11 protein-coding genes are annotated in these 14,182 nt (G+C 45.1%); 1 reads left to right on the forward strand and 10 read right to left on the reverse strand.

Features of this window, described 5'->3' with window-relative positions; all coding sequences use genetic code 11:
* Nucleotides 1–35 precede the first annotated feature (35 nt).
* The gene (gene pfaD, locus OCV36_RS11420) at nt 36–1,673 is read left to right on the forward strand and encodes an eicosapentaenoate synthase subunit PfaD (protein ID WP_135457978.1); all 1,638 of its coding nucleotides are present in this window, start codon (nt 36–38) and stop codon (nt 1,671–1,673) included.
* 108 nt (nt 1,674–1,781) lie between these two features.
* Here pfaD and hflX read toward each other — a convergent pair whose 3' ends face one another.
* The 10 genes from hflX to prmB form a co-directional block, all read right to left on the reverse strand.
* Nucleotides 1,782–3,143 carry a GTPase HflX gene (gene hflX, locus OCV36_RS11425; RefSeq protein ID WP_135457976.1) on the reverse strand — a complete coding sequence of 454 codons (1,362 nt, stop codon included), beginning with the start codon at nt 3,141–3,143 and terminating at the stop codon, nt 1,782–1,784.
* A gap of 293 nt (nt 3,144–3,436) precedes the next feature.
* Nucleotides 3,437–4,549, reverse strand: coding sequence for an ABC transporter ATP-binding protein (locus OCV36_RS11430; protein WP_135457974.1), 1,113 nt, complete (start codon nt 4,547–4,549; stop codon nt 3,437–3,439).
* Between the two features lie 6 nt (nt 4,550–4,555).
* Nucleotides 4,556–5,413 (reverse strand): carbohydrate ABC transporter permease, encoded by an 858-nt coding sequence (locus tag OCV36_RS11435; protein WP_102553078.1) that lies wholly within the window; start codon nt 5,411–5,413, stop codon nt 4,556–4,558.
* Nucleotides 5,410–6,348: a carbohydrate ABC transporter permease gene (locus tag OCV36_RS11440; RefSeq protein ID WP_135457972.1), complete on the reverse strand. Its 939-nt coding sequence runs from the start codon at nt 6,346–6,348 to the stop codon at nt 5,410–5,412. Before OCV36_RS11440 ends, OCV36_RS11435 begins: the two co-directional genes overlap by 4 nt.
* Nucleotides 6,349–6,529: 181 nt before the next feature.
* Entirely contained in the window at nt 6,530–7,777 is a 1,248-nt protein-coding gene (locus OCV36_RS11445) for an ABC transporter substrate-binding protein (RefSeq protein WP_135457970.1), read from the reverse strand.
* A gap of 110 nt (nt 7,778–7,887) precedes the next feature.
* Nucleotides 7,888–9,333, reverse strand: a complete 1,446-nt coding sequence (locus OCV36_RS11450) for an ATP-binding protein (RefSeq protein ID WP_135457968.1) — start codon at nt 9,331–9,333, stop codon at nt 7,888–7,890.
* 72 nt (nt 9,334–9,405) lie between these two features.
* Nucleotides 9,406–10,134, reverse strand: coding sequence for a response regulator (locus OCV36_RS11455; protein ID WP_102576057.1), 729 nt, complete (start codon nt 10,132–10,134; stop codon nt 9,406–9,408).
* A gap of 157 nt (nt 10,135–10,291) precedes the next feature.
* Nucleotides 10,292–11,749 (reverse strand): protein adenylyltransferase SelO, encoded by a 1,458-nt coding sequence (locus OCV36_RS11460; RefSeq protein WP_135457966.1) that lies wholly within the window; start codon nt 11,747–11,749, stop codon nt 10,292–10,294.
* Between the two features lie 561 nt (nt 11,750–12,310).
* On the reverse strand, nt 12,311–12,952 hold the full coding sequence (locus OCV36_RS11465; RefSeq protein WP_135457964.1) for a LysE family translocator: 642 nt from the start codon (nt 12,950–12,952) through the stop codon (nt 12,311–12,313).
* Between the two features lie 239 nt (nt 12,953–13,191).
* A complete protein-coding gene (prmB, locus tag OCV36_RS11470; protein WP_135457962.1) occupies nt 13,192–14,124 on the reverse strand; it encodes a 50S ribosomal protein L3 N(5)-glutamine methyltransferase in 933 nt (310 codons plus the stop codon).
* Between the last annotated feature and the right edge of the window lie 58 nt (nt 14,125–14,182).

Here is a 14,182-nt window from a genome sequence, read left to right on the forward strand (position 1 = left end):
GCCATTAGAGACAAAGAATTAGGAAAGAATTTAGTATGACAACTCAAACTACAATCAATAACGAAAAGCTATCTCCGTGGCCTTGGCAGATTGAAGGGAGCACTACTCATTTCGATAACGCAGCAATGTCGACAATCTTGAAAGATTTAAGCCTTGCTTGTTACGTAGTGAACCACCCAGAAAAAGGCTTAGGCGTAAGCCAACAAGCTGAGATTACATCGGGCGATTCAGCTAGCGCAGCAAACAGCCAGCCTGTTAGCGCTTTTGCTCCAGCTCTTGGTACACAAAGCCTAGGCGACGAAGATTTTCGTCGCTGCCACGGCGTAAAATACGCTTACTATGCAGGTGCAATGGCAAACGGCATTTCATCTGAAGAGTTAGTGATTGCGCTTGGTCAAGCTGGCATTCTTTGTTCATTTGGCGCGGCGGGCTTAATCCCGTCTCGCGTTGAGCAAGCGATCAACCGTATTCAAGCAGCACTACCAAACGGTCCTTACGCGTTTAACCTGATTCACAGCCCAAGTGAACCTGCACTAGAGCGCGGCAGTGTAGAGCTGTTTTTGAAGCACCAAGTAAAAACGGTTGAGGCTTCTGCATTCTTAGGTTTAACACCGCAAATCGTTCACTACCGTGCAGCAGGCCTTAGTCGCGATGCACAAGGTGAGATTCAGATTGGCAACAAGGTTATTGCCAAGGTAAGCCGTACTGAAGTAGCGAGCAAGTTCATGCAACCTGCTCCTGTGAAAATGCTGCAAGCTTTGGTTAATGAAGGTCGAATCACAGCAGAACAAATGGAACTGGCACAGTTGGTTCCTATGGCTGATGACATTACTGCAGAAGCCGATTCTGGGGGTCACACCGATAGCCGTCCACTGGTTACCCTACTGCCAACGATTCTTGCCCTGAAAGAGCAAATCCAAGCACAGTACCAATTCAAAACTCCACTACGTGTCGGTTGTGGTGGTGGCGTAGGTACGCCTGACGCTGCTCTAGCGACGTTTAACATGGGCGCGGCTTACATTGTTACTGGTTCAATCAACCAAGCGTGTGTTGAGGCTGGCGCGAGCGAACACACACGTAAGCTGCTTTCGACAACTGAAATGGCTGACGTGACTATGGCCCCGGCGGCAGACATGTTCGAAATGGGCGTGAAACTGCAAGTGGTTAAACGCGGCACCTTGTTCCCAATGCGTGCAAACAAGCTATACGAGCTATACACGCGTTACGATTCAATTGAAGCGATTCCAGCAGAAGAACGCCTAAAGTTAGAGAAGCAAGTATTCCGTTCAACGCTGGATGACATTTGGGCGGGAACTGTGGCGCACTTTAACGAGCGCGACCCAAAACAAATCGAACGAGCTGAAGGCAACCCAAAGCGTAAAATGGCGTTGATCTTCCGTTGGTACTTAGGGCTTTCTAGCCGTTGGTCAAATACAGGTGAACAAGGTCGTGAGATGGATTACCAAGTATGGGCAGGCCCTGCACTTGGCGCATTCAACGCATGGGCAAAAGACAGCTATCTAGACGATTACCAACAGCGTAATGCCGTTGATCTAGCAAAACACCTAATGCATGGCGCAGCCTACTTGGCTCGCGTTAACTTGCTGACCTCACAAGGCATCAAGCTTGATCCAGAGCTAGCACGCTGGAAGCCAACTCAAAGAATGGCTTAAGTGGCTCATGACTTAGCTAAACTTAAATTAGCTAGGCTCAACGAATAAAAAAAGCGACCACTTAGGTCGCTTTTTCTTTAGGTGTTCTTATCTAAATTTGATAGACGATTAAGAGTTTTGCATACGCTTTTTCAGTCGCGCTAAATCAATGGCGCTTGAACGAACCGTTAATTTGATGTGTTCGTAGTCGTACTCTTCTTTAACCACACTCATGTTTGAGCGAATCTCACCGATGATGCCTTGTCCAGAATAAGGGATAGTGATCTCTTCTTCGATCATGCCTTCTTCAGCAACACCAACGATGTACTTGTGCAGTTTCGTGATATCTAACGGATCACGAGTCGACGTTAGCATCGCATCTGGGAATTCTTCGATCAGCTCTAATTGCTGTTCTTCAGTCAATCTATCGCACTTATTGAGCACTAATAGTTTTTCGCTACCTTCAACGCCCACTTGTGCTAATACGTCGTGTACGACATCAAGCTGAGCTCGGAACGAAACGTCAGAAGCATCAACCACATACAAAAGCAGTGAAGCATCATGCGCTTCTGCTAGCGTTGAGTGGAATGAAGCAACCAGATCGTGTGGCAGTTTCTTGATGAAACCAACCGTGTCTGAAACCAAGATACGTGGCTGAGTAATTGGCTGAAGTGCACGAACCGTAGTATCTAGCGTTGCGAACAGTTTATCTTCACCCACCACTTCGGTTGCGGTCATTGCACGCATCATCGAAGACTTACCGGCATTGGTGTAGCCAACTAAAGCAACAGTGAAAAGCTCCGCGCGCCTTGTGCGTCTGGTCTTCATTTCATCTTGTACGCTTACTAGCTCACGCTTAAGCGCAGCAATTTGGTCACGTACGTTACGACGGTCTAGCTCTAGTGAAGTTTCACCTGCGCCCTGACCCATTTGACGCTCTTTATCACCCTCAGCCGTTTCACGCAGTCGTGGAACTAAATAGTTTAGACGAGCGATATCAACTTGCAGACGAGCAGTACGAGTACGAGCGTGACGGCTGAAGATTTCGATGATGATGCCAGTACGGTCAAATACTTCCACACCCAAACTCGCCTCAACAGTACGCATTTGAGATGGACTTAAATCACAGTCAAATACCACAACATCAGCGGCACCGTATTGGAAGTTGCCCGTTGGAAGATCATCAAAATCTAGCTCATCGATTTCAGAACTAAAATCAAACGACTCATCAATAAAATCTTCAGCTTCTTCAATAGAGCCTTGGTAACCAGTTAGATGTGCAATTTCGGCAAGCTTACCTGCACCCAACACATTCTGTCGTTGAGATGAATTATGGTGTTGCGATTGCGTACCAACGACTTTAAACCCTAGGGTTGACACTAAGCGAGCAAGTTCGGCAAGAGACTCTTTTGCTTCGTCACCTTTAAAATCCGGTGTCGTAATAGAAATAAGTAAAGCGTTATTCGCCGCTGGTTTTGCTGTTAGTTTCATGTATTCTTCTGTTTATGCACCAAAGTGCAACCTAGTTTTTGATCTAAAGTAGTGTGATCCTACGCGTTTCTACGTCAGCTTTATAGAGCTAAGGGATACTAAATCACGATATTATTGCAGTAGAAGCATATATATCGTTTATCCCTCTGTTTTTATAAGGAATAAAAAGCAAGTATAGACAACGAAAAAGGCAGCATCACGTTATTTATTACTAACTGGTGATACTGCCTTTAATTTAGACATGAACTTTGATTGTTAAACTAACTCAGCAACTAAAAGTTAGAAGTTAGAAGTTAGAAATCAATTCTCGCTTCAGTCTGAGCATCAAAGAACACGGCTTTCGATAGGTCAAAATGCAGGGGCGCCATTTGCCCAACCGACACTTCAAACTCTGGCGACAAACGACACGCCACTTCTTGGTCGTTAACTTTGACCATCGCGATAGTATCTGGCCCTGTCGGTTCCAATACCTCTAGTTGTAAGTCTAGTTTTGTTGAAGCAGAAACATCATCACTTGGCTGCTCAGTAATATGCTCAGGACGTAGCCCTATCACCAACTCTTTGCCATCTTGGTCACGCATACTCTGTGGCAATCGGATGTGGTGTTCTTGTTCGGCAGTACCCACCACTTTGATGATCGGGTTTTGCTCATCATCCAAGTCCACCATGGTTTTAATGAAGTTCATTGATGGTGAGCCCATAAAGCCCGCTACGAACATGTTGTTTGGCTTGGTGTAGATCTCTTGTGGTGTACCTAACTGCTGCAGTTCACCGTCTTTCATTACTGCGATGCGATCAGCGAGTGTCATCGCTTCGATCTGATCATGAGTTACATAAACAATCGTGGTGTTGAGCTTCTGATGCAGGCGTTTAATCTGATGACGCATCTCAACACGCAACTTGGCATCCAAGTTAGAAAGCGGCTCATCAAATAGATACAGCTTAGGACGACGAGCCAGAGCGCGGCCCATCGCGACACGTTGACGTTGGCCACCAGAAAGTTGTGACGGTTTACGATCCAGTAACTGTTCGATTTGCAGCATTTCTGCCACTCGATTAACTTCGGCATCAATCTCTTGTTGAGGCATCTTACGAATCTTCAGACCAAAGGCGATATTGCCACGCACCGTCATGTTTGGATAAAGCGCGTAAGACTGGAATACCATCGCAATGTCGCGATCTTTGGGCTCAACCTGCGCCACGTCTATGCCATCAATTACAATCTCACCCGAGCTAATATTCTCTAGCCCAGCGATGGTGTTCATTAAAGTGGATTTGCCACACCCCGAAGGGCCGACAAGTATCAAAAATTCCCCCGAATCGATACTAATGTCGATGCCCTTTAACGTTTCGTTGTCCGCGTTGCGATAGGTTTTACGGATCTGTTTTAAATCTAATGTTGCCATGGGTAATTATCCTTTTACTGATCCTGCCGTTAGGCCACGAACAAAATATTTTCCTGCGAAGACATACACCAACAGCGTTGGCAGTGCGGCGATAATCGCTGCGGCCATGTCGACGTTATATTCCTTAACGCCAGTGCTGGTATTGACCAAGTTATTTAATGCCACGGTAATCGGCTGTGTATCTGAGCCGGAATAGACCACTCCGAACAAGAAGTCATTCCAAATCGCGGTGAATTGCCAGATCACCGTCACCATGATGATTGGCGTTGAGATCGGTAATAAAATCTTGAAGAAAATCGTAAAGAAGCCTGCACCATCGAGTTTTGCCGCCTTGATCAATTCATCAGGAATCGAGATATAGAAGTTACGGAAAAACAGAGTGGTAAACGCCATGCCGTAGATAACGTGCACAATCACCAAGCCGATAGTTGTGTTCGCTAGCCCCATCTTGCCGAGCATGGTTGCCATTGGTAGTAGCACCACTTGGAATGGGATGAAGCAACCAAACAACAGCAAGCTGAAGAACAGATTCGAGCCTCGGAATTGCCATTTCGTCACTACATAGCCATTGAATGCACCGAGCAATGTTGAAATCGCAACCGCAGGAATCACCATTTGGAAAGAGTTCCAGAAGTAGCCTTTGATACCTTCACATTTCACACCCGTACAGGCGGTATCCCACGCTTTATACCAAGCATCGAACACCCACTCTTTCGGCAAGCTCATCAGGTTGCCCGCCTTGATATCAGGCAGAGTTTTGAATGAAGTGAGCGCCATCACGAATAATGGCATTAGGTACACTAAACAGAAGAAAAGCAGTGCTGAATAAATAAAGACTCGAGCAAAGTTGATGTTATTCATCATGACTTTTTCTCCCTAAGTTCAGAGTAAAGATAAGGCACGAGAATCGCTAAAATGCCGGCAAGCATCATCATGGCGCTGGCAGCACCAAGGCCGATTTGACCACGAGTAAAGGAGTGTGCGTACATGAATAGAGCAGGAAGATCCGATGAATAACCTGGGCCACCCGCCGTCATTGCCGTAACAAGGTCAAAGCTCTTAATTGCAATGTGAGAAGTAATGATCACCGCACTGAAAACCACAGGGCGCAAGCAAGGTAAAATGATTTTGAGATAGATAGTGGGTAAGCTTGCTCCATCAATTTGTGCCGCTTTAATGATTGATGAATCGATACCGCGCAGCCCCGCTAAGAACATTGCCATCACGAAACCTGAAGACTGCCAAAGTGCTGCGATAACCAAGGTGTAGACCGACATTTCTGAATTGACGAGCCAATCGAACCTGAAGTCAGTAAAACCCCAGTCATGCATCAGTTTTTCAATACCAAGACCCGGATTAAGAATCCATTTCCACGCCGTACCCGTCACGATGAACGACAACGCCATTGGGTATAAATAGATGGTACGAATCGCGCCTTCTTGGCGGATGTTCTGGTCAAGTAATACTGCTAAGCCAACACCTAGCAAGATAGCAATCGCCATGAATAGAAAACCAAACACACCGAGGTTGGTAATTGAGGTTATCCAACGATCGTTGTCCATCAGCTTTTCGTATTGGGTTAAACCAACGAAGTTAAAGCTAGGCAGAAATCGAGAGTTGGTGAACGACAATGCGGCCGTCCAAAATATATAACCGTAGATGCACACCACGGTCACTAACGCAGTTGGCGCCAGTACAATTTTAGGTAACCAATGTTGTAACCTGTCAGCAAAACTTGGTTTTGGCGCAGGTTGGCTCCTTGTGGATTTTGGAGTCGACTCAGTCAAAACATGCTCCATAACTTATCCTTGTTGCACAATCGAGCCAATGGCTTACCTTTCGGCACCACATCAGCATCACGCATATCAGAATTAGAAGTGAAGAGCAGATAGACTCCCTACGAGCCTACCCACCCTGGGGGTTCGATAAAGCAACACATCCCGTCACTCACGTGCGTTGTGCGTTGCTTATCAAGTTAGATTAGATAGCGGCTTTCACTGCTTTAGCTAACTTAGCTGCCGCTTGTTTAGGATCGGCATCTTTATCATTGAAGAAATTGGTCACTACGTCATAGATAGCGCCTTGAGCGTAGCTTGTTGTCGCTAGGCCGTGAGCCATACTCGGAACAAGATCGCTCGATTCAGCACTCGCTTTGAAGGTAGCCATTGAGTCCAGCGCACATTGGTCGAATTTAGACATGTCCATATCTAGACGTACAGGGATAGAACCTTTGTTAAGGTTGAAGACTTCTTGGAAGTCTTTGGTAAGAATGGTTTTCGCTAGGTCTTGTTGCGCTTTTTGGTTCTCTTTGTCACTTAATTCAAAGAACGCAAAGCTATCGATGTTGAAAGTGAACTGACCGTCAGTGCCAGGTGCTGGTGCACAAATGTAATCTTTACCTGGTACTTTGCCTGCTGCAGTAAACTCACCTTTTGCCCAGTCACCCATGATCTGCATCGCGGCTTCGCCATTGATAACCATCGAGGTTGCTACGTTCCAATCACGACCTGGAGAGTTGCTGTCGATGTAATCACGCATCTTTTTAAACTTGGTGAACACTTCCACCATTTTGTCGCCAGATAACACGTCCATATCAAGTTCTACGAACGCTTTGTTGTAATCTTCACTGCCTAGTACGTCGAGAGCCACGGCTTCGAATACCGTCGCGTCTTGCCAAGGTTGACCACCGTGAGCCAGTGGAATAAAGCCAGCTGCTTTAATCTTGTCTGCAGCAACAAAGAACTCATCTAATGTAGTCGGAACCGTAACGCCTGATTTTTCTAAAACAACAGGGTTAGCCCAAAGCCAGTTAACACGGTGAACGTTGACAGGAACCGCGACATATTCGCCATCCCACTTCATCACTTTAGTGACGACTTCTGGTAGTAGTTCATCCCACTGTTCTTGTTTCGCAGTTGCATCGAGAGACGTTAGAAAACCTAAACCACCCCACTCTTGAATATCATGACCTTTAATCTGCGCGGCAGATGGAGGATTGCCCGATACTGCTCGCGTTTTCAAAACAGTCATCGCACTTTCACCGCCGCCACCAGCAACAGCAAAATCTTTCCAAGTATGGCCTTGTTCTTCAATCATCTCTTTCAGTACCGCTGCGGATTTCGCTTCGCCACCGGCAGTCCACCAGTGAAGCACTTCCACTTCACCGGCTTGAGAAAATGTTGAGGCAGCAAGAAGAGATAGAGTAAGTAGGGTTTTATTGATTTTCATTATAATCTTCCATGTTTAGCGGACTCGACGTCCGGTTCAATAAAGAGTCTACTTACTTTGATTTTTAGGATTGAAACAAAAGGTAAGACTTATGTAACACAATTGTTACATTACACTTCTAAGCCTCTTGGTATATAGACTTTGGCTTCTAAGCCACCTGGAGAGGAGTTGCGAATAATGAGATCTCCGCCGTGTCCATGCAAAATATTGCGACAGATCCCGAGCCCTAAACCGTGTCCTTGGTCATCCGTAGCCAACCTAAAGTAGGGTTCGAAAACCAACTCTAACTTGTCTTCAGGAATACCTTTGCCGTGGTCTTGAATCGTCACAATGACCCACATAGAATCACTGCTGATATCCACCTCAGCTGATTGTCCATATTTCACAGCATTATCGATAAGATTAGTAAGCACGCGTTTGATCGCTAGCGGTTTGGCAACCAAAGGCTCAATCACTGCAGGTTCAAACTCGACCTGAGTTTGGTATTGATTGTGTAGTTCAATCACAGAGAGCATCATCTCGTTAAGATCGATAATGGCATTATTTTCATGAAGGTCGGTGTCTCTGACCGCTTGTAATGCACCCTTCACCATCATCTCAAGCTCATCCAGATCTTTGTTAAACTTGTCTTTTTTCACTTCGCTTTCCAACAACTCAGCACGCAGCCTGAGTCGGGTGATTGGTGTCTTCAAGTCATGAGAGATAGCCGAGAACAAATGCTCACGGTCGGCAACATAACGACGAATCCGTTGCTGCATGCGATTAAAGGCTCGGGTTGCGGTGACCAGTTCAGTCGCCCCCTCTTCTTTCAATTGGGGTTGCTGAATATCCATACTCATTTCATTGGCTGCTCTTGCTAACTTTTTGAGAGGTCGCACTTGGCGACGAATCATCAAGTAAGTCAGCACTAGTAGAATGAGTGTTGAAGAAACTAAGAAGATCACCTGCTCCCTGCCAAGAATCGTATCGTCGAGCTTTACGTATGGCGCAGGCAACAATGCCGCAATGTACACCCATTCGTGACTGGCTAATTCAATCTGAACAACCAAGATAGGTGGATTAAGAGGCTCTAGCGTTAGCGTATGATGCGCCCATGATCGTGGGAGATCGCTTAAGTAGATGTCGTTTTTAAGCAAGCGAAGGTGTTCAGGTCGAGAGAAATCAACCCGCACTGACGCCACTTTATTGAGTTTGCTACTCAAAACACTTTCTATGGCTTCAATCGAGGCGGTTTTTAAGCGGGTATCGGGGATCGGTTCAACGATCAAAGCCTCTTTATTGAAAGAAACGAAGAAGCGCGTACCGCCCATATTGCGGATCTGATCCAGCACGATATGGCGATATTTAACGGGCAGAGATTGGAAGAAAGTCACCGTTGAGGCAAACATGTTCGCCATGCTCGAAGAGGCAGAACGAATACCCTCCAGTTCTTTGTGCTTGGATTCGCTATACCAAATAGACGTTGCGATACCCTGAGCGATCACCACCGCTAACAGCGTCAGCAACAAGGTTCTTGCGACCAAAGAGTTTGGCTTTAACCTGCTCAACCAGTTCATACGAGATACTTCATACAGAATACTTCATTGGAAATACTTAATCAGCATTACTTCATTAACAATAGGTCATGCTTAGTGCTCATACTGGACAGGCACAGCAAGAATGTAGCCATTGCCGCGCATGGTTTTGATGTAGTGAGGGTATTTACCGCTGTCACCCAATCGGCTTCTCAGGCGACTAAGCTGCACGTCAATTCCACGCTCAAAAGGCAGCGCTTCTCGGCCTCTGGTTGCGAAAGAGATAGTATCTCGGTCGAGAACTTCGTTAGGACGAGTTAAGAACAGCATTAACAAAGAAAAGTCACTGCCCGACAAGTCCATCTCTTCTGCGTTTTCATTATGGGAGATCCGATGCGCGAGAGTATCAAGCGTCCAATCACCAAAAATAATCTGCTTTGGTAGTGCATCACTCGGCTTGTCATCCACCACTTGAACACGTCGTAATAACGCTTTGATTCGAGCCATTAACTGACGAGGGCTAAACGGCTTGGCGATGTAGTCATCGGCACCAATTTCTAAGCCGATGATCTGGTCGGTTTCATCCGAGACTGCAGTCAGCATGATGATAGGCACATTCGATTGCTTGCGTACTCGTTGGCACAAGGTAAAACCATCATCACCGGGTAGCATCACATCAAGCAGAATCAGATCGGGATAACCTTGGTTTTGCAGGTGGGTCTCTAGTTCAACACCGTCTCCCACAGAAGATACATCGAAACCAGATTTTGTTAGGTACTCTTCCAGCAGCTCGCGGATTTCTTGATCATCATCCACCACGAGAATTCGAGTATTTGTTGGCATCGCCCAAACCTATTAAATTTACAACTTATTCACATAGTGTATAGGCTGGCCGATTATTTGATTATTGACATGTTTGTAAAGTTAGAAGAACGAACAGATAAAGATCACATCTTAGTGACCTCTACCTGTACTTAGCGACTCAAAGAATCATCGAAGGTTAAGAGGAACAGCTGATTTCCATCGCTTTACCCCACTCAGGAGGCAACGCAGCAAGGTGTTCGTAGTCAGGGTGTTCTGCGTATGGGTCTTCCAGTACCTCCATTAATGCTTCAATATCACTGCTATCACCACGCTCGGCTTTATCTATCGCAAGCTGAGCTAGGTAGTTTCTAAGGATGTATTTAGGGTTTACCTGTCTCATCTTTTCGCAGCGCTCTGTCACTGAACGGTCTTCCAATTCGCAGCGTTGTAAATAGTTATCTACCCACAATTTTGCTGCATCTCGATCAATAATCAGGTCAATCACTTCCTGCGGCAACAAGGTATCTAGGTTCGACAGCGTTCTAAAGAACCTTGGATAATCGACTTTGTTTTGCGACATCAGCTCGAACATAGATTCAAACAAGCGAGTGTCACCTTCCTGTTTGGAAAGTAGCCCCAACTTATGACGCATCAGTTGACTGAAATAACCATTCATTTGAGGTTCGTATTGTTCGAGTGCAGCCTCAAGTTCGGCTTTATCCACCAGCGGCGAAAGTGAGTGCGCCAGTGCCGACAGATTCCAAAGCCCTATTCTTGGTTGCTGATTAAAGGCATAACGACCTTGGTAATCCGAGTGATTACAGATCAATCTTGGGTCGTATTCATCAAGGAACGCGAATGGGCCATAATCGAAGGTTTGCCCGATAATCGACATGTTATCTGTGTTCATCACCCCGTGAGCAAACCCATTGGCTTGCCACAATGCGACCATCTCAGCAGTACGATCAACAATCTCATTAAACATGGCAGCGTAGGGTTTTTCTTCATCGAGGCATTCTGGGAAGTGCCATTCGATGACTTTGTCGGCCAATAATTTATGTTCTGCCAACTGATTGGTATAAAACAGGTGTTCAAAGTGACCGAAACGAATATGCGATTCAGCAGCGCGCACCAATAATGCACCCCACTCTTGCTTCTCACGGTAAACAGGCGTGTCACTGGTCATCATAGCCAGCGCACGTGTGGTTGGGATATTAAGCCCCGCCATTGCTTCGCTACATAGATACTCACGAACCGTCGAGCGAATAACTGCGCGACCATCGCCCATACGTGAATATGGCGTTTTACCCGCACCTTTCAGGTGTAAATCGAACGTTTCGCCATTTTTAGCGACAATTTGCGCTAATAACAGCCCTCTTCCATCACCTAAATCAGGGTTATAAGAGCCAAACTGATGGCCTGCGTATTTCATTGCTACCGGTGAGAATTGCTCAGGTTCAACATTGCCAGATAACGTCTCAAGCAATTCCTCAGAAGCATCTTCAAATGACGGAAAGCCGAGCTCACTCGCAAGGTTATGGTTCCATGCAAGCCATTGAACATTGCTGAGCGGTGTAGGTTGAATTGGGGTATAGAACAATCGAGGTAATGCAGTAAATCGATTGTTAAATGAAATAGAATCCCAGACAGACATGAGAGGCACACTGTAGATAAAAGATAACTTAAGATTATCACAGTTTGGTAACAACTTCAGAGCAGGTTACATGTCTAGCTTGTTAAGAGAAGGCGACTTGGTTGCTTTGCGAAAAGAAGGAGTTTACTCAGAGAAAATCGCTACTAACTAGAAAGTGGCTATTTAGAAGAAAGTGGATGCTAATAAAAATAGTTACTAGGAAAAAGCTAAGTGGCTAGCCTGATGAGAAAAGCCACATTTACGAGAGGAAGAGTTCTAACTTTGAAGACTTTTTGAAAAGTGTATTCATAATAAAAACTAAAAATATAGAGCCATAAAATGACTACATTAGAGCAAGAATACCCACAAGAGAAAGGGTAGAGAAAATCCAAGTACGACTGATTACGCCAAAATTACTGTGTTGAATCATTTCTTGATGCTGCATATGTCTCTCCTGAGAACGTGATGGTGTAACACCAATATATCGACTTTACACCGATATCAGCAAGCACATTAATATTAACCTTTTATTACAGCATCAAGAATTTCTGTAACTATTCAAGCCATCAATCACTTCATCAATTATGCTCGGCTTGTCGTCGAAAGCAGTGCTCCAGCACCAATAAATACACCACCTGTTACACGATTAAATATCTTAGCTCGACCTTTAGCGAACAACCAATTTGATGATTTAGCACCTAAATATGCGTAAACCAAGAGCCAAGACAACTCCATCACAGCGAAGGTCAAAGCAAACACCGAAAACTGAGGAAGAAGTGCTATTGAAGGGTCAATAAACTGTGGGAACAACGCTGTAAAAAACAGGATTGCTTTCGGGTTGCTCGCGCCAACAATAAAGCCACTGAGGTAATGCTGCGCAGCACTTTCTTTAACAGATTTAGAACCGGCTTGTTGATTTGATAACTTGTCATAATCTTGCTGGTTAGATCGCAATGACTTCCAACCGAGGTAGATAAGATAGGCAGCACCTGTCCATTTAATGACGTTAAAGACGACTTCCGACGAAGCGATAATTACGCCTAAACCGGTAAACGATAACGTAAGAATTCCGGTAATTGCGGTCAGGCTACCCAAGGCAGTAAATATCGATAACTTGAAACCAGACTGCACTCCCTTAGTCATGCACAACAAAGAACTCGGCCCGGGTGAAGCCGTCAGTATCAGCACCGCTAGTAAATAATAAATCCATGTATCAAAGCTCATCGCGAATTCTCCTTAATTCACTAAAACGTACAACTTTTGAACATCAATATGTAATAGCTATTCACATTAATCAACTAAATATTAAACAATATTCACTTAATCATAATGACAAAGCATTAATCACAGATATAAAAAACGCCATGCATTACTGCATGGCGTTTAAATTAATACGGCTAAAGTTTCTTTTGTTCGTCAAGATAATTCTATCGACTACAGAAACCAAAAGCACTCAAAGAAACTTAGTCTTTGTAGATAGAGAACTCATCTGCACAAGCCATTAACTGCTCGCGAGTGATCATGAATACACCATGACCGCCATTCGAGAACTCAATCCAAGTAAATGGAATTTCTGGATATTGGTCCATCATGTGAACCATTGAGTTACCCACTTCACAGATCAAGATACCATCATCAGTTAGGTAATCTGGTGCGTTAGAAAGAATACGGCGAACCAGTTTAAGGCCATCAGTACCCGCTGCTAGGCCAAGTTCCGGCTCATGAGTAAACTCTTCTGGCAGGCTGTTCATATCTTCTTCGTCCACGTACGGTGGGTTCGATACGATCAGGTTGTATTTCTCTTTTGGCAAATCACGGAAAAGGTCTGAACGGATTGGGAACACTTGTTGCTCCATGCCGTGATCTTGAACGTTTTGCTCGGCAACTTGCAGTGCATCAGTCGAGATATCGATCGCATCTACTTCTGCATCAGGGAAAGCGTGAGCACAAGCGATAGCAATACAACCACTACCCGTACACATATCCATGATACGAACTGGCTCTTCAGTTAACCATGGTTGGAACTGAGCTTCGATCAATTCACCAATTGGAGAACGAGGTACAAGAACGCGCTCATCAACAAAGAACTCTAGACCACAGAACCACGCTTTATTCGTCAGATAAGCTGTTGGTGTACGATCATTGATACGCTTGATCACACGCTCAACGATACGTAAACGCTCGCTGCTCGTTAGACGAGAGTTCATAACATGCGAAGGAACATCAATCGGTAGATAAAGAGTAGGTAAAATAAGTTGTACCGCCTCATCCCACGCGTTATCCGTGCCGTGACCATAAAATAGGCCAGCTGCGTTAAAGCGACTAACAGTCCAACGAATCACATCTTGAAGCGTGTGTAGTTCTGATACCGCTTCTTCTACAAAAATCTTATCCAAAATTGTCTCCGAAAAGCGCTACAATACTGCTAATTACGTTTCTAATTAGAATTCATAA

The sequence above is a fragment of the Vibrio echinoideorum genome, assembly GCF_024347455.1.
GTDB lineage: Bacteria > Pseudomonadota > Gammaproteobacteria > Enterobacterales > Vibrionaceae > Vibrio > Vibrio echinoideorum.

Excerpts from the sequence above, each read along its gene's own strand:
- OCV36_RS11430 (WP_135457974.1), bottom strand. The coding sequence starts at position 4,549 with ATGGCAACATTAGATTTAAAACAGATCCGTAAAACCTATCGCAACGCG.
- OCV36_RS11460 (WP_135457966.1), bottom strand. The coding sequence starts at position 11,749 with ATGTCTGTCTGGGATTCTATTTCATTTAACAATCGATTTACTGCATTA.
- OCV36_RS11455 (WP_102576057.1), bottom strand. The coding sequence starts at position 10,134 with ATGCCAACAAATACTCGAATTCTCGTGGTGGATGATGATCAAGAAATC.
- OCV36_RS11450 (WP_135457968.1), bottom strand. The coding sequence starts at position 9,333 with ATGAACTGGTTGAGCAGGTTAAAGCCAAACTCTTTGGTCGCAAGAACC.
- hflX (WP_135457976.1), bottom strand. The coding sequence starts at position 3,143 with ATGAAACTAACAGCAAAACCAGCGGCGAATAACGCTTTACTTATTTCT.
- pfaD (WP_135457978.1), top strand. The coding sequence starts at position 36 with ATGACAACTCAAACTACAATCAATAACGAAAAGCTATCTCCGTGGCCT.
- OCV36_RS11435 (WP_102553078.1), bottom strand. The coding sequence starts at position 5,413 with ATGATGAATAACATCAACTTTGCTCGAGTCTTTATTTATTCAGCACTG.
- OCV36_RS11465 (WP_135457964.1), bottom strand. The coding sequence starts at position 12,952 with ATGAGCTTTGATACATGGATTTATTATTTACTAGCGGTGCTGATACTG.
- OCV36_RS11440 (WP_135457972.1), bottom strand. The coding sequence starts at position 6,348 with ATGGAGCATGTTTTGACTGAGTCGACTCCAAAATCCACAAGGAGCCAA.
- OCV36_RS11445 (WP_135457970.1), bottom strand. The coding sequence starts at position 7,777 with ATGAAAATCAATAAAACCCTACTTACTCTATCTCTTCTTGCTGCCTCA.